Annotated in this window: 15 protein-coding genes; 10 read left to right on the forward strand and 5 right to left on the reverse strand. The window is 33.3% G+C overall.

The annotated features are described in order from the left end of the window. The first annotated feature begins 1 nt into the window (after window position 1). The 6 genes from B8963_RS00190 (at window position 2) to trpA (ending at window position 5230) form a co-directional block, all read left to right on the forward strand. On the forward strand, window positions 2-565 hold the full coding sequence (locus tag B8963_RS00190) for an anthranilate synthase component II (RefSeq protein ID WP_084059294.1): 564 nt from the start codon (window positions 2-4) through the stop codon (window positions 563-565). Between the two features lie 83 nt (window positions 566-648). After that, entirely contained in the window at window positions 649-1644 is a 996-nt protein-coding gene (trpD, locus tag B8963_RS00195; protein WP_084059295.1) for an anthranilate phosphoribosyltransferase, read from the forward strand. 8 nt (window positions 1645-1652) lie between these two features. Beyond that, window positions 1653-2441, forward strand: a complete 789-nt coding sequence (gene trpC, locus B8963_RS00200; RefSeq protein ID WP_084059296.1) for an indole-3-glycerol phosphate synthase TrpC — start codon at window positions 1653-1655, stop codon at window positions 2439-2441. 4 nt (window positions 2442-2445) lie between these two features. Next, window positions 2446-3129: a phosphoribosylanthranilate isomerase gene (locus B8963_RS00205; RefSeq protein WP_084059297.1), complete on the forward strand. Its 684-nt coding sequence runs from the start codon at window positions 2446-2448 to the stop codon at window positions 3127-3129. Between the two features lie 81 nt (window positions 3130-3210). Then, window positions 3211-4392, forward strand: a complete 1182-nt coding sequence (gene trpB / locus B8963_RS00210; protein ID WP_084059298.1) for a tryptophan synthase subunit beta — start codon at window positions 3211-3213, stop codon at window positions 4390-4392. A gap of 76 nt (window positions 4393-4468) precedes the next feature. Continuing rightward, entirely contained in the window at window positions 4469-5230 is a 762-nt protein-coding gene (trpA, locus tag B8963_RS00215; protein WP_084059299.1) for a tryptophan synthase subunit alpha, read from the forward strand. A 33-nt stretch (window positions 5231-5263) separates the two neighbouring features. On the opposite strand, the gene B8963_RS00220 is transcribed toward trpA, so the two are convergent. Next, a complete protein-coding gene (locus tag B8963_RS00220; RefSeq protein WP_084059300.1) occupies window positions 5264-6685 on the reverse strand; it encodes an alpha-amylase in 1422 nt (473 codons plus the stop codon). Between the two features lie 108 nt (window positions 6686-6793). Between B8963_RS00220 and B8963_RS00225 the strand changes: the two genes are divergently transcribed. From B8963_RS00225 to B8963_RS00235, 3 genes are all read left to right on the forward strand, one after another. Beyond that, complete coding sequence (locus B8963_RS00225; protein WP_084059301.1) at window positions 6794-7021, forward strand: hypothetical protein; 228 nt, start codon at window positions 6794-6796, stop codon at window positions 7019-7021. Window positions 7022-7082: 61 nt separating this feature from the next. Then, window positions 7083-8579: a M20/M25/M40 family metallo-hydrolase gene (locus tag B8963_RS00230; protein ID WP_084059302.1), complete on the forward strand. Its 1497-nt coding sequence runs from the start codon at window positions 7083-7085 to the stop codon at window positions 8577-8579. 129 nt (window positions 8580-8708) lie between these two features. Next, window positions 8709-10130 carry a ribosome maturation factor RimM gene (locus B8963_RS00235; RefSeq protein WP_084059303.1) on the forward strand — a complete coding sequence of 474 codons (1422 nt, stop codon included), beginning with the start codon at window positions 8709-8711 and terminating at the stop codon, window positions 10128-10130. 9 nt (window positions 10131-10139) lie between these two features. Here B8963_RS00235 and B8963_RS00240 read toward each other — a convergent pair whose 3' ends face one another. Both B8963_RS00240 and B8963_RS00245 read right to left on the reverse strand, forming a co-directional pair. Continuing rightward, window positions 10140-10793, reverse strand: a complete 654-nt coding sequence (locus tag B8963_RS00240) for a uracil-DNA glycosylase family protein (protein ID WP_084059304.1) — start codon at window positions 10791-10793, stop codon at window positions 10140-10142. Window positions 10794-10876: 83 nt separating this feature from the next. Then, a complete protein-coding gene (locus B8963_RS00245; protein ID WP_084059305.1) occupies window positions 10877-13423 on the reverse strand; it encodes a phosphoenolpyruvate carboxylase in 2547 nt (848 codons plus the stop codon). A 345-nt stretch (window positions 13424-13768) separates the two neighbouring features. Between B8963_RS00245 and B8963_RS00250 the strand changes: the two genes are divergently transcribed. Further along, window positions 13769-13897, forward strand: a complete 129-nt coding sequence (locus B8963_RS00250; RefSeq protein WP_084059306.1) for a 30S ribosomal protein THX — start codon at window positions 13769-13771, stop codon at window positions 13895-13897. An 11-nt stretch (window positions 13898-13908) separates the two neighbouring features. On the opposite strand, the gene yaaA is transcribed toward B8963_RS00250, so the two are convergent. Together yaaA and B8963_RS00260 are read right to left on the reverse strand one after the other, a co-directional pair. Continuing rightward, window positions 13909-14670 carry a peroxide stress protein YaaA gene (gene yaaA / locus B8963_RS00255; RefSeq protein ID WP_084059307.1) on the reverse strand — a complete coding sequence of 254 codons (762 nt, stop codon included), beginning with the start codon at window positions 14668-14670 and terminating at the stop codon, window positions 13909-13911. Between the two features lie 32 nt (window positions 14671-14702). After that, complete coding sequence (locus B8963_RS00260; RefSeq protein WP_084059308.1) at window positions 14703-15737, reverse strand: RluA family pseudouridine synthase; 1035 nt, start codon at window positions 15735-15737, stop codon at window positions 14703-14705. Window positions 15738-15740: the final 3 nt, after the last annotated feature.

Below are 15740 nucleotides of genomic sequence, written 5' to 3' on the forward strand. Positions count from 1 at the left end.
CATGAAAAAGATATTAGTTATAGATAATTACGACAGCTTCACGTATAATTTAGTTCACTATTTAGAAGATCTAAATTGCGAAGTGATAGTAAAAAGAAACGATCAACTAACGCTTGAGGAGGTTGATTCTTTTGCTAACATAGTACTTTCTCCTGGTCCTGGCATACCCGATGAAGCTGGTTTATTAAAAGAAATTATAAGAACTTATGCGCCAACAAAGAAAATTTTCGGTGTTTGTTTAGGCCAACAAGCTATTGCCGAAGTTTTTGGAGGTTCATTAGTTAACTTAGACAAAGTATACCATGGTATTGCAACAAAAATCAATATAATTAAGGATGATGTACTATTTAAAGACTTACCAAGAGAAATTGAAGTTGGCCGTTACCACTCTTGGGTTGTAGACACTAATTTACCAGATACTTTAGTCGCAACTTCTTTTGATGAAAACGGACAAATAATGTCTTTGAGACACAAAACTTATGATGTTTCTGCTGTACAATTTCATCCAGAATCTGTGTTAACGCCACAAGGAAAAAAAATATTGGAAAACTGGTTAAATAACTAATTTTCATATCATTAAATCCTTAAAAAAGAAATTAAAACAAGTACTAGCTCCCTTTCAATTTGAAAGAATAAGAAATAGGAATTATGAAAGACACATTAAACAGACTAATAAATCATGATGTATTACCTAAAGAGGATGCAAAACGAATTCTAGTCAATATTGCAAAAGGTGATTATAATGCTAGCCAGATTGCAGCTTTTTTAACAGTATACATGATGCGCAGCGTAACTATTGACGAGTTAGAAGGTTTTCGTGATGCATTATTAGATTTGTGCTTAGCTGTAGATTTATCGGCCTATAACCCAATTGATTTATGCGGTACGGGTGGTGATGGCAAAGACACCTTCAATATTTCTACCTTGGCATCATTTGTAACAGCTGGAGCAGGAATAAAAGTGACAAAACACGGTAATTACGGTGTTTCATCTAAATGTGGAAGTAGTAATGTAATGGAATTTTTAGGGATCAAATTTAGTAGTGATGCTGGGTTTTTAGAAAAAACACTAGATGAAGCTGGCATTTGTGTTCTACATGCTCCCCTATTCCACCCTGCTATGAAAAACGTGGCTCCAATACGCAAAGAGTTAGCTGTTAAAACATTTTTTAATATGCTTGGGCCAATGGTGAATCCTGCGTTTCCTAAAAATCAAATGGTAGGAGTTTTTAATCTGGAATTAGCCCGTATGTATGGTTATCTATATCAAAACACAGATAAAAATTTTACAGTTTTACACGCTTTAGATGGGTATGACGAAATTTCACTAACAGGTAGCACAAAAACCATTTCTAACAAATCAGAAGGCATGATCAATCCATCAGATTTTGGTGTGCAAGCGGTTACTATGGAACAAATTGCTGGAGGTGACAGTATTGAAGAATCTGCCCAAATATTCTTAAATATTTTACAAGGGCGTGGTACAGAAGCACAAAACAATGTGGTATGTGCCAATGCAGGTATTGCAATAGCAACGGTGGAAAATTTAACTCCTATTGAAGGATTTGAAAAAGCAAAAGAATCGCTTTTAAGTGGTAAAGGATTAGCTGCATTAAAAAAGTTACAAGCACTTAGTGCACTATAAAGTTAGGTATGAATATTTTAGACAAAATAGTTTTCGACAAAGGTTTAGAAGTAAAGCTAAGAAAATCTTTAATTCCTGTTGCACAATTAGAGCAATCAGCGTTATTTAACAGACCAAAGAATTCTTTAGCAGCAGCATTACGAAATAGCAATTCGGGGATCATTGCCGAACACAAACGTCGATCACCCTCAAAATCCGTAATCAACCAAAATCTAAACGTTCAAGACGTTGCGACAGGTTATGAAAATGCAGGTGCATGCGGAATGTCAGTTTTAACCGATGCTAAATACTTTGGTGGTTCGTTAGATGATTTATTAATTGCCAGAGCTGCAACTAAATTTCCTTTACTTAGAAAGGAATTTATAATAGATGAATATCAGCTACTAGAAGCTAAAGCATATGGTGCAGATGTTATTTTATTAATTGCTGCCATATTAACAAAAACCGAAATTAAAAATTTATCTGAATTTGCAAAAAGCTTGAATTTAGATGTTTTACTTGAAGTACATAACGAAGAAGAGTTACAAAAATCTATCATGCCTAGTTTAGATATGCTTGGCGTAAATAACAGAAACTTAAAAACTTTTGAAGTAAGCTTAAACACCAGCAAATCATTATCAAAAATAATTCCTGATGATTTTGTAAAAGTTTCAGAAAGTGGAATAAGTACTATCGATGCCATACAAGATTTAAAACATTATGGATTCCAAGGTTTTTTAATAGGAGAAAATTTTATGAAAACTGATAATCCTGGTGAATACGCCAAAAAATTTATCCATGAATTAGAAGCTAAATAGTCAAATGACGGTTGATAAATACACCATAATAGATAAAGTTCCCACGACTTTGGAGCATCATGCCTTAAAGCTTAAAATTTGCGGCATGAAATTGAACACTGCGAATGTTGCTTCATTGCAGCCAGACTATTTAGGGTTTATTTTTTGGGAAAATTCGAAAAGAAATTACACAGGTTCCCTAGAAGCTATTCCTCATCAAATAATAAAGGTCGGCGTTTTTGTTGATGCAACAGTTGCAGAAATTAAGGAGAAAGTTAACACATACAATCTTCTAGCAGTACAATTACACGGTAGCGAATCTCCAGAGTTTTGTAAAGAGTTAAAGGCAACATTAAAAAATATTCAATTAATAAAAGTTTTCTCAATAAAGAACGAATTTGATTTTAAAATTCTTGAACCTTATGAAACGGTTGTGGACTTTTATTTATTTGACACCAAAGGAAAACTTCCAGGAGGAAATGGGTACACTTTTGATTGGGATGTTTTAAAAAATTATCCTTCTAAAAAACCCTACTTTTTAAGTGGCGGTATTGGGCTAGAAGAAGTGAATCAATTAAAATCATTTTTAAAATTACCAGCTTCCAAATATTGCCATGCTATAGATGTAAATAGCAAATTTGAAACAGAACCTGGATTAAAAGATGTAGTAAAATTAAAAGAGCTTAAAAATAGTTTAAAAGAAATTTGAAGAAGAATAATAGGTGTTCAAATAGTTTTAATCAACACTTTGTTCTCAATACTTTGTACTCAATACTAAATACTAATTCACATGAATTACAATGCAACTGAAAAAGGATATTATGGGGAATTTGGCGGTGCTTATATTCCAGAAATGCTCTATCCAAATGTAGAAGAATTACGCCAAAACTATCTTAAAATAATGGCCGAACCTGACTTTAAGAAAGAGTTTGATCAGCTTTTAAAAGATTACGTTGGCAGACCTTCTCCTTTGTATTTTGCTAAGCGATTGTCTGAGAAATACAATACTAAAGTATATTTAAAACGTGAAGATTTAAACCATACTGGTGCGCATAAAGTAAACAACACCATTGGTCAGATATTAATGGCCAAAAGATTGAATAAAACACGAATCATTGCAGAAACTGGAGCAGGGCAACATGGTGTAGCAACAGCTACAGTTTGCGCTTTAATGGGAATGCAATGTGTAGTATACATGGGGGAAATAGATATTGCTCGTCAAGCTCCGAATGTTGCTCGAATGAAAATGCTAGGTGCAGAAGTGAGACCAGCCTTATCAGGGAGTAAAACATTAAAAGATGCTACAAACGAGGCTATTCGCGATTGGATAAACAATCCTGTAGATACACATTATATTATAGGATCAGCTATTGGACCTCATCCTTATCCAGATATGGTGACACGTTTTCAGTCTATTATTTCCGAAGAAATTAAGTGGCAATTGAAAGAAAAAGAAGGTCGTGAAAATCCAGATTATATAGTTGCCTGTATAGGTGGTGGTAGTAATGCAGCGGGTACCTATTATCATTTTCTACATGAATCAGAAGTAGGTATTATTGCTGTAGAAGCAGCTGGAAAAGGAATCCATTCTGGCGAGAGTGCCGCAACCTCAGCCTTAGGTAAAGAGGGAATTATACATGGTTGTAAAACTTTGCTTATGCAAACACCCGATGGGCAAATTACAGAACCTTATTCTATTTCTGCTGGATTAGATTACCCAGGCGTAGGACCGTTACACTCACATTTATATAAAACAGGGCGTGGAGAATTTTACTCTGCTACAGATGATGAAGCTATGACTTCTGGTTTAGAATTAACGCAATTAGAAGGCATTATTCCTGCGATAGAAACCAGTCATGCCTTGGCTATTTTTAAACACAAAACTTTTAAACCAGATGATATTGTCGTTATAAGTTTATCTGGTAGAGGAGATAAAGATTTAGATAATTATATAAAATATTTTAAACTATAAATTAGTCCTGATTAAAATGTTAAGTCGCTCTTTATGTTACTTTATAATGTTTAATCAGTACCTTATACTTTTCAAGATGAACAGAATAAATAAGAAAATGCAGGAGAACAAAAAACTCCTATCTATATATTTTACTGCCGGTTATCCTTCTATAAATGATACTGTAAAAATTATTCAGGATTTAGAGTCAAGCGGAATTGACATGATTGAAATTGGCCTACCTTTTAGTGATCCTTTGGCCGACGGCCCCACCATTCAAAATAGCTCTACAGCAGCTTTAAAGAATGGAATGACTACAAAAGTTCTTTTTGATCAATTAAAAGATATCCGCAAAACAGTTTCTATCCCATTAATTTTAATGGGTTATTTTAATCCAATGTTGCAATATGGCGTAGAGGCATTTTGTGAAAAATGTAATGAAATTGGAATAGACGGACTAATAATGCCAGATTTACCTTTAGATGTGTACCAAGAAAAATACGAGGCTGTTTTTAAGAAAAATAATCTAAAAAATATTTTCTTAATCACGCCGCAAACAAGTGATGCACGCATAAAACAAATAGACGAAGCTTCCGATGCTTTTATTTATATGGTTAGCACAGCAAGCGTAACAGGCTCAAAATCTGGTTTTGGAACCGAACAAACTAAATATTTTGAGCGAATTTCCGCAATGCAACTTAATAACCCTCAAATAGTTGGTTTCGGAATAAATAATTCTGAAACTTTTAAGCAAGCAACGGACTTTACTAAAGGTGCAATAATTGGTTCTGCTTTTATTAAACACCTAACAGAAAATGGCGTTGAAACCATTTCTAGCTTTGTAAAAGGCATTAGATAAAAAAATAGCATTAAGTCATTGTTATTTTTAAAATTATTTTAAAGACCAAATAGAATAACCATTTGAAGGTGCTTTCAATTTTGCATCTCCACTTTCATTTGTATTTATTCCTGTTTTAATGCTATTGGTATAATCATGTAAATCTTTATTCATCCAGCCAGTACTTACTGTTCTTGTAAGTTCAGAACTGTTACGATTAATATAAATAATCAGTCCAGGATTATCTGCTGTGCCTTTTCTTTGCGCAATATATTCATCATTATCGGCGAACAGAACTTCCAAATCTCCATTTGCAATTGTTCTATTAATTAATATTAAATCATTAAGTTTTGATTTATAATTATCATTCTCATAATCTGAATAAAAAATACATGGATAACCTGGATGAGTTAATATAAAAGCATAAGCAATAAGTTTATCGTTGGCAGAAATAACTGGCTCTCTATCAGTATCATGATTAGCAACGAATGTCACTGCCTTTTCCGGATTTGTTTTCCATAGCGCATCTCCATTATTCAAAATTCTTAAATTTCTTTGCTGAAAAGCATTCCGCATTTGAAATAAATTAGGAAAATCAAAAGCACTAATTCCCGAATTCAAAATCCATTGGCGAACAAGGGTCACATCTCCATCATAAAACTCACCAACAGCCCATCCTCCTACTTCGTCCACCCATGCCTTTACAAATAGAGGGCTAAAACTTTTGACATAATCAAATCTCCAACCATCAAATCCAATTGTATTTTTATAATATTTGGCTACGGAATCATCGTTCTTCCAAAACCAATTTTGAACATTTTCTTGTTGATGGCATAAATCTTGTTCCTCGAAAAATGACGCCTCCTCATCTTTTAAATGGATACTATTTGGATGAAAATCTTCAAAACTTCTATTAAATTTTCCAGAGGCATTACCGTTTCCAGGATTGAATAATGTATATGTATCCTTATTCCTGTAAGAGTTAAATTGTAATCCACCACCACTGTTATGGCCCATAACAATGTCTGCAATAACCTTAATATTATTAGAATGTGCTACTTCAATTAAACTCAATAATTCTTGTCTTGATCCAAATCTTGTTTCAACCGTACCATGTTGATTATATTCGCCTAAATCAAAATAATCTGATGGATCATAGCCCATGGAGTAACCTCCTGACTGCCCTTTAGAAACTGGTGGCAACCATAATTTATCAACACCTATTTGAGCCCAGTTTGATGTTTTTGTTGAAAGATTATTCCACCAATCAAAGCGAGGTTCTACATCCCAATAAAATCCTTGCATCATCACTCCTTTATCAGTAAGGTATATAGACAAGTCTTGACCTACAGAAACTTGTTCTTGAGATTTATCGTCATCATTATTATTAGAAGTACAAGAAGCTAACAATAAAACTAACCCTATACTAAATGATGTAATAATATATAGTGAGAAAAATTTAATAGTATTTAGCATACAAAAGCATTAGTTTTTTTAGTAAATATAGAAAAATTAATTACTTTGTTATTAATCAATTCAATACATCGGATATTTAATTTTATTAAATCATTAATAAATATATTTATGAAAGAATTTATTGATAACTGGAAAATTGTACTACTTCTTTGCCTGACTTTAGGATTAGCGCCATTTTTTCCTGAACCGCATATATGGGGCAAACTAAAATGGATCGCCGGAGGTGCAACAGGAATGGGAGCTCAAGATTGGTTTGATGTGGTATTGCATGGCTTTCCATTTATTTTATTGTTACGACTAGTTATCCAAACAACATTTAACAATAAGAAGCACTAAAAAGTATTGATTTTACAACTAAATTCAATACTTTTAAAATTCATAAATACTTTTAATTCGGATGCAGAAAAGCTTATTTTTCTTAATTGTTCTTATATCATATAGCTCATTTTCACAAACTCCTGCGCAATTAAAATCGCAGGTATTACATAGCATTGATGAAATTCGTGATTTTGTTTCGATACCTAATAACGCTTCTGATCATGCAGATATTAACAGAAACCTTACTTGGTTAACTAAAAAGTTTAATGAACGTGGATTTAATTCATCTGTTTTACCTACAGAAGGTGAATCTATTTTTTTTGCAACCTTACCAATTGTAGATGCAAAACCTACAATTCTCTTTTATATGCATTTTGATGGTCAGCCAGTTGAGGGATCAAAATGGAATCAAAGCAATCCTTATGAGGTTGCACTAAAATCGCCAAATGGCGATGATTTTAAGAGTGAATCTTTTGAAGATTTAAATACAAATTTAAATTATGATTGGCGCCTTTTTGGAAGATCTACTTCCGATGATAAAGGACCTATTGTAATGTTTTTAAATGCTATAGACTTATTAAAAAAGAATAACGTTGAGCTCCCTTTTAACATTAAAGTTATTCTAGATAGCGAAGAAGAAAAAGGAAGTAAAGCCCTACCGAATGCTGTTAAACAATATAGAGAATTACTCGATGCTAATTTTTTAATTATTAATGATGGCCCAATACATAATTCAGGTAAACCAACTGTGGTATATGGTTGTAGAGGAATTACCACCTTATCATTAACTACCTATGGCCCCATAAAACCACAACATAGTGGTCATTACGGAAATTATGCACCTAATCCAGGTTTTCAGCTTGCGCAACTTTTAGCCTCAATGAAAGACAAGGACGGCAAAGTTATAATTGATGGTTATTATGATGGAATAACGCTTGATGAAGCAACTAAAGCTTTCTTAAAGACTGTTCCTGATGTACAAGCAGAATTGAATGAAAATTTACAAATTAAAACGGCGGAAAAAGTTGGAGCTTTTTATCAAGAATCGTTACAATATCCTTCACTAAATATTAGAGGACTTTCTTCAGGTTGGATTGGCAATGATGCCCGTACTATAGTACCCGAAAAAGCCATTGCAGAATTAGATCTACGTCTTGTTCCAGAATCTGACGGAAATAGATTAAAAAGTTTAATTAAAAAACACATTGAAAAACAAGGGTTTTTTATAACCTCCAGTGATCCAACCAAAGAAGAAAGACTATCACATGATAAAATTATAAAAATAGAAGAAAGCGGTGTTACCAATGCTTTCAGAACAGATTGGAACAATGCTTACGGTAAATATATAGCTCAGAGTCTTAAAGATGAATTTAACCAAGATGTAGTTAATATAAGAATAATGGGAGGCACTGTACCTGTGGCACCCTTTATAAACGAGCTTAAAATCCCTGCTTTTATTGTTCCTATGGTTAATCCAGACAACAATCAACATAGTCCCAATGAAAATTTAAAAATTGGCCAAATTGATTATGGTATTAGAACTTTTTACAAACTAATGTCAACGCCTGTAAAATAGAAGTGAAGTAGATTAAATTCTACTAAATATCAACATATATCCCAAAAGTATCACAGTTTCTTTATACAACTGTGATCTACTCACAAGGAAGATCTTATTCATTTGTAGAAACCTTAAAAATTCTATAAAATGAAAAAATTATCCTTATTTACAAGCATGTTACTTACACTATTGGTGTTAAGTTGCAGCGAAAACGAAAACGAAACCCCTGTGATTATTCCTTCCGCAGGCGCTATTTCTGGTGGCCCTTTTACTTTTTGTGTAGATGGAGTTGCAGATATGGTAAGCGGAATTACCGTAGACAACACCTCCACAATGGGCACAAACAGTACTTGGGTAATTACAGATGACCAAGGAAACATTTTAGGCCTACCACCTTCCCTTGAAGCTTTAGAAGGTGTAAATTTTGATGATGCCGGTGCTGGGGTTTGCCTTATTTGGTATTTACGCTATGAAGATGGATTGGTAGGTGCTGAAGTAGGCATGAATGCGAACAATCTTCAAGGTACATTTGATTTATCAAATTCGTTGCAAGTAACACGTAACCAAACAAACGCAGGAGTACTTTCTGGTGGTCCTTTTGAATTTATAGTAGATGGCAATCCGGATATGGTAAGCGGAATTATTGTTGATGATACTGATGCAAGTGGAACCAATAACACTTGGGTAATTACTGATGAACAAGGAAACATTTTAGGATTACCTCCAACGCTTGCGGATGTAGAAGGTGTTAATTTTGACGGTGCAGGAGCGGGTGTTTGCTTAATTTGGAATTTACGCTATGAGGATGGTTTAGTAGGCGCAGAAGTAGGCATGAATGCAAATAATTTAGAAGGATGCTTTAGTCTGTCTAATGCTATAACCGTAAACAGAATTCAAGGAGCAAATGCAGGTGAAATTGCTGGAGGTCCTTTTACCTTCTGCGTAGATGGTACGCCAGATATGGTTTCAGGCATTACCATTGATAATACGAATGTTTCTGGAGAAAACAGTACTTGGGTAGTGACCGATGTAGATGGTAAAATACTTGGATTACCACCTACTTTAGCCGCAGTAGAAGGTATAAATTTTGACGGTGCAGGTGCTGGTGTTTGCCTTATCTGGTATATGCGTTATGATGGAACTATCACAGGTGCAGAAGTAGATATGAACGCCAATAATATTGTTGGAAATTACGATTTATCCAATCCATTAACCGTAACAAGACATAAAACAGAAGCTGGAATAATAGCTGGCGGACCATTTGATTTTGCGGTAGAAGATGGCACAGCAGATTATGTAACTGGGATCACTTTAGATAATACAAATACTAGTGGATCATTAAGTACATGGGTTATAACAGATGCAGACGGCAAAATTTTAGGATTACCACCAACATTAGCTGATGTAGAAGGTGTAAATTTTGACGGTGCAGGTGCTGGCGTGTGCCTTATTTGGTATTTACGTTATGAAGAAGGTTTGCAAAATCTAGCGGTAGGTATGAATGCGGCAGATTTAAATGGGTGTTTTGATTTATCCAACTCCATTTCTGTAACACGACACATTCATTAACTTAAAAAGCTAAAAGAACTTTTTATACTGTAAAACCCGAAAATCAATAGTATTGAAATTCGGGTTTTTATCTTTTAAAATTTTGTACTCTTCCAAACTGCCTACTGCTCTATTTGCAGCACCTGATGGCGCTGTTAACGATACTGTTTTGACCACTCTATCCTCTAAAGTAAATGAATGGATACGTGGTACTTCATTAGATAATAATTCTAATTTTTTATTTTTTTCCTTTAAATATTTTCTAAAAAAGTATTCAGGTCCGTTTTTGCTATTACCACCAGTAAATAATAAAGTGTCTACTTTAGGTAATTGCTTCAAATAAAAAAATAAATCACGCAATTCAATGTTTTGCATTCCCAAATCGGAGGCGTCTATCTTTTCGCGTTCGGCACTTGCTACAATATCGCAAATTCCTATTTTATATTTTTCTAAAAAATGCTTTCGTTGCATGATGGCATAATCTGTATTTTTATAGACCAAATTCAAATTAAAAATTCGATCCAAAATTGGCCATAACTGTCCGTCTCTACTCCCATAGCAAAAGTTAACATCGTCATCTTTTAAATCACCAATAGTAAACCTAGGCGGTGGTAATGTCCCTACAATTAACTTTGTAGCATCTTTAAATAAAAAAGGTTCATATGGATGTTTATGTTGGAACATTATTCTTAAATTCTTAAAGTTAAAAAAACCTGCAATCTAAATCTTATAGCTTGCAGGTTCTATTAGTATGTCTCTAGGAGATTTTAAGCCGAATTACGACTAGCATTTATATTACCATATAAAGAACGGGTTACAATTTTCTCATACAATTCTTTAAAGGAAGATTCTTCACCAATCTTTTGTAAAGCATATTGCTGAATTACCAATAATGGAAGTACAATATTTTCTCTAATTTTAATGGATTCACGCGATATTGCTTCTTGTTCCATTAGAATTTTCATACCCGATATTTCCAATAACATTTCCTTAGATAAATCGTACTCGTTTTTTAGAATTACCCAAAAATCGCCATACTCTTTATTCTCTTTCATATAAGCGGTTAACTCAAAATAGCATTTAGATAGCGCCATCATACTATTCGACATTAAGGCTCTAAAAACAGCAACATTTTTGTAGAGTGAAATTACTTCTTCCATTCTACCATTATCTTTCATGGTTTTAATTGCGGTACCTAAACCATAATAACCAGGAACATTTTGTTTTAACTGACTCCAAGAACCTACAAATGAAATTGCTCTTAGATCTGAAAGTTCTAACTTAGCTTTATTACCTCTTTTACCTGGTCTACTACCAATATTGGCTTTGGTGTAATATTTAAGCGTACTCATATTTTCTAAGTACGGCATAAATTTATCATGATGCTTAAGGGCATCATATTTTTCAAAACTAAGCTCAGATAATTCTTCGATCAATAATCTTTGTTCTTTAGATATTACATTTTCTTCACCATAGAAATTATTAGACAAGCCAGCAGTAAGTAATTGTTCGCAATTATAAATAAATTGCTCTTTTGTACCATAAGTACTTGTTATGGTTTGCCCTTGAATGGTTAACTGTATTTCATTATTTGCAATTTCTTTCGTCTGTGCGGCATAAAAACGATGTGTTTTTCCACCACCACGTGCAGGAGGTCCACCACGTCCATCAAAGAAAATGGCTTTAACATTATTCTTAGCACAAACTCCAGATAAGCTCTCCTTAGTTTTAAGTATGGACCAATTGGCTTTTAAATATCCGCCATCTTTTGTTCCATCAGAGAAACCTAGCATCATGGTTTGTTTTTCTGAACGTTGTTTCACATGCGCCTTGTACTCCGGCATATCAAACAATTTTTGCATAATTCCTTCAGATTCTTCCATCCCCTTCATAGTTTCAAAAAGAGGAACAATATCAAAGGTTATTTCCTTGGCATTCCAACCACACCATCTAAATAAGCCATACACAAAAAGAACAGAAAATATATCTTCAGAATTACTTATAATATATCTGTTACAGCCTTCTTCTCCATTGGTTTCTTGGATAGATTTTAATTGTGAAATATTACGAATAGTGTCTATTGTAATTTCTTCGGTAAAATCTTCTGGTTTTAGCTGTAAATTTTTATGTAAAAGCACTTCAACCAATTCACTCTCCGAGAGCTCATCTAGGCTTTCTTTGATTAAACCATTTTTACGCAAAACATCCGCAACCACCTTTGTATGCATGCCATGATCTTGACGAATATCAAGTGTCGCAAAATGCGTTTTAAAAATTCTCACCTTATCCATAAAATAATCTAAATCCGATAGATACAAGGAATGGTATTTTTCTATTAAAATAGTTCTTATCTTATTTAAAGGACCTATAATATCATTATACCCAACTCGCTTTTTAGGATTAAACATTGCATTGTACAAATTAGCTCTCAACTCGTTTATATCATCTTGCAATGCGCTAAAAGTTAGTTTTTGCTGTAACTTTTTAAGATCATTATAATAACATTTCATTAATGTTATACGTAATTCATCTGCAACATCACTAGTAATATCTGCGGTTACAAACGGATTTCCGTCGCGGTCTCCTCCAGGCCAGAAGCCTAGTTTCATTATATTATAGTTTTCAAATTCCGAATTGTTTATATTCTTCTTTAAGTAAGCATACAGTTCTCCAACGGCTTCATAATAAACATTTCTTAAGATGTAAATTATATTTTTAGCTTCATCTAACGGCGTTGGTTTTTTGGAATTTATTAAAGATGTTAATCCTAATTGCTGTAAGGTTACATCTATATCATCTATTTTGTCACCAAGAATTAAAGAACGTAATTCTGCAATAATATCTAGTACGGCAGGTGTATAAAACTGAGTTGGATGAGCTGTTAGTACAATACGAGCACTAAAATTAGATAAATGCTCAGAAATTTTATCCCAGCTTTTATTTTTATCTACTAACTCAAAGTAATCTTTTATTGCTAAATTATTACTGTGCTTGTATAATTTTGGAAAGGCTGCATCTTCAACACTATCATACAATACCACTTGGCGTTCTACATACTGGATTATCCGAAACATAAAATCTATTCGCTCTTTTTCTGAGTTAATAGACATAAAATTTTCAAAAAACGCCTCTAATATTTCCTTTGGATTTTGTCCAGACTTTAAGCCCTTCTGACACTGGTCTAACATTAAAGGAATAACCATTCCCACATTTTCAATATTGCGGTAAGGCAAATTTAAAAATAGGCTATTATAGGCATTAAACTTATTGTTAACCGATTTTTTAAACTCCTTTAATCTTTCTATCTGCTGCATAAAAATTATTGTTTATTTAGGTATATCAATGATACTGCTAATCATTGAAATTGTTTTACTATAAATTTTCTACACTAAAATTACTTTAGCTGTATGTTTTCTTCTTAATTCTAACATCGTAAAGTTACATTATTTGATTGTGCATCACAATTATTACAATGCTTATAATTAACCTAATTTATTGCAATTTGACAGCAAAATAAGCAAGGAAAATGAAATCTAATAGGTAAATTAACTTTTGAAACAAAATTGGAATAATTACTTATAAAACTCTGTCACGCACGCACAGATGATAAACTTTTATTATTCTACTAATTGTTGTATTTTTAGATAAATACAAAAGTTATGGGAAAAGGCGATAAAAAATCTAAAAGAGGTAAAATTGCAAATAACTCCTACGGCGCGAGAAGGCCTAAAAAAATTAAAAAAAGACCTACTATAGAGGACAAAATAAATGTTAGAAAGAAAAAATAGTACAACCGCAATTACCTAATAAAAACTGGTTGATTTTCTTTTATGGTATGTTCTTGACTAAATTGATATCCTTCGGTATTGAAATTCTTAAGTTCGTCTAACGTGCTAATTTCATTATCAATTATATAGCGCACCATAGAACCTCTTGCTTTTTTTGCGAAAAAACTAATTACTTTTAAATTATCATTCTTCCAATCTTTAAAAACTGGAGTGATTATTTGCGCTTTAATTTTTTTTGCATCGATGGCTCCAAAATATTCATTACTCGCTAGATTTATAAAAAGCTCATCTTCTAATAATTCTGAATTTAAAAAATTAGTGACTTCCTGCTTCCAAAACTCATGTAAGTTTTTCTTTCTTCCAACTTTTAATTGAGTTCCCATTTCTAAACGATAAGGCTGCATAAGGTCCAACGGTTTTAAAACGCCATAGAGTCCGGACAAAATGCGGACTGTATTTTGCACATACTCCAATTTGTTTTCTGGAATGGTATATGCGTCTAAGCCTTGATACACATCGCCATTAAAAGCATAAATAGCAGGACGCGAATTCTCTGTAGTAAACGGAAGGGAAAACTTTTGGTTACGCTCCCAATTTAATTGAGCAAGGTTATCAGAAATACCCATTAATTTTGATAAATCTTTGGGCTTTTTCTTTGCTAAAACACTATTTAACTTTTCTGCTTGCTCCGTAAAATTAGGCTGTGTGTATTTTGATGTTGGTAATTTGCTTTCAAAATCAAGAGATTTTGCAGGGGAAATAACTATTTTCATCTACTCTTTTTTTTAAATTAATTTGGGCTGGTCTATTCTTCAGAGCTATGCTTAGCATAGTTTCTCCATTTTTCAATACAATTGGTCATATCCTCTGGAATTTCGCTATCAAATTGCATAAATTCTCCCGTTACTGGATGCACAAACCCTAATGTTTTTGCATGTAATGCCTGCCTTGGCAAAATTTTAAATGCATTTTCTACAAATTGCTTGTATTTGGTAAATGTTGTTCCTTTTAAAATTCGTTCTCCACCATAACGCTCATCATTAAAAAGCGTATGACCAATATGCTTCATGTGCACTCTAATTTGGTGTGTTCTACCTGTTTCTAACTTACAAGAAATTAACGTAACATACCCCAAACGTTCTAGCACTTTGTAATGCGTAACGGCTTCTTTTCCTTGATCTCCATCAGGAAAAACAGTCATTTGTAATCTGTTAGTAGGATGCCTTCCAACATGCCCCTCAACCGTGCCTTCATCTTCCTCTACATTTCCCCAAACCAAAGCTACATATTCACGTTCACTTGTTTTATCAAAAAACTGTTTTGATAAATGCGTCATTGCTGCATCGGTTTTTGCAATTACTAAAAGACCAGAGGTATCTTTATCTATTCTATGAACTAAGCCTGGGCGTTCATTACTATTAATTGCTAAATCTTGTGTATGGTGCATTAATGCATTTATTAATGTCCCTGAATAATTACCATGTCCTGGATGCACTACCATGCCCGGTTCTTTATTCACTACCAATAATACATCATCCTCATAAACAATTTCTAGTGGAATATCTTCGGCTACTAATAAATATTCATGTGGTGGGTGCTCAAATAAAACACGAACCGTATCCCCTGCTTTAACGCGGTAGTTCTGTTTTACTTGTACATCATTTACCCAAATATTACCGTCTCTAGCTGCTTGCTGAATTTTATTTCGAACTGCATTTTCAATAAAATTCATTAAAAATTTATCTACACGCAAAGGTTCTTGACCCTTTGATGCTACAAAACTATAATGCTCGAAAAGTTCATCTTTCTCTAACTCAGTATCTTCTTCTAAATTCCTCATATA

Source organism: Cellulophaga tyrosinoxydans (assembly GCF_900176415.1).
Lineage (GTDB): Bacteria > Bacteroidota > Bacteroidia > Flavobacteriales > Flavobacteriaceae > Cellulophaga > Cellulophaga tyrosinoxydans.

Excerpts from the sequence above, each read along its gene's own strand:
- trpD (WP_084059295.1), top strand. The coding sequence starts at position 649 with ATGAAAGACACATTAAACAGACTAATAAATCATGATGTATTACCTAAA.
- trpB (WP_084059298.1), top strand. The coding sequence starts at position 3,211 with ATGAATTACAATGCAACTGAAAAAGGATATTATGGGGAATTTGGCGGT.
- B8963_RS00260 (WP_084059308.1), bottom strand. The coding sequence starts at position 15,737 with ATGAGGAATTTAGAAGAAGATACTGAGTTAGAGAAAGATGAACTTTTC.
- B8963_RS00220 (WP_084059300.1), bottom strand. The coding sequence starts at position 6,685 with ATGCTAAATACTATTAAATTTTTCTCACTATATATTATTACATCATTT.
- B8963_RS00230 (WP_084059302.1), top strand. The coding sequence starts at position 7,083 with ATGCAGAAAAGCTTATTTTTCTTAATTGTTCTTATATCATATAGCTCA.
- B8963_RS00240 (WP_084059304.1), bottom strand. The coding sequence starts at position 10,793 with ATGTTCCAACATAAACATCCATATGAACCTTTTTTATTTAAAGATGCT.
- trpC (WP_084059296.1), top strand. The coding sequence starts at position 1,653 with ATGAATATTTTAGACAAAATAGTTTTCGACAAAGGTTTAGAAGTAAAG.
- yaaA (WP_084059307.1), bottom strand. The coding sequence starts at position 14,670 with ATGAAAATAGTTATTTCCCCTGCAAAATCTCTTGATTTTGAAAGCAAA.
- B8963_RS00245 (WP_084059305.1), bottom strand. The coding sequence starts at position 13,423 with ATGCAGCAGATAGAAAGATTAAAGGAGTTTAAAAAATCGGTTAACAAT.
- B8963_RS00225 (WP_084059301.1), top strand. The coding sequence starts at position 6,794 with ATGAAAGAATTTATTGATAACTGGAAAATTGTACTACTTCTTTGCCTG.
- B8963_RS00205 (WP_084059297.1), top strand. The coding sequence starts at position 2,446 with ATGACGGTTGATAAATACACCATAATAGATAAAGTTCCCACGACTTTG.
- B8963_RS00250 (WP_084059306.1), top strand. The coding sequence starts at position 13,769 with ATGGGAAAAGGCGATAAAAAATCTAAAAGAGGTAAAATTGCAAATAAC.
- B8963_RS00235 (WP_084059303.1), top strand. The coding sequence starts at position 8,709 with ATGAAAAAATTATCCTTATTTACAAGCATGTTACTTACACTATTGGTG.
- trpA (WP_084059299.1), top strand. The coding sequence starts at position 4,469 with ATGAACAGAATAAATAAGAAAATGCAGGAGAACAAAAAACTCCTATCT.
- B8963_RS00190 (WP_084059294.1), top strand. The coding sequence starts at position 2 with ATGAAAAAGATATTAGTTATAGATAATTACGACAGCTTCACGTATAAT.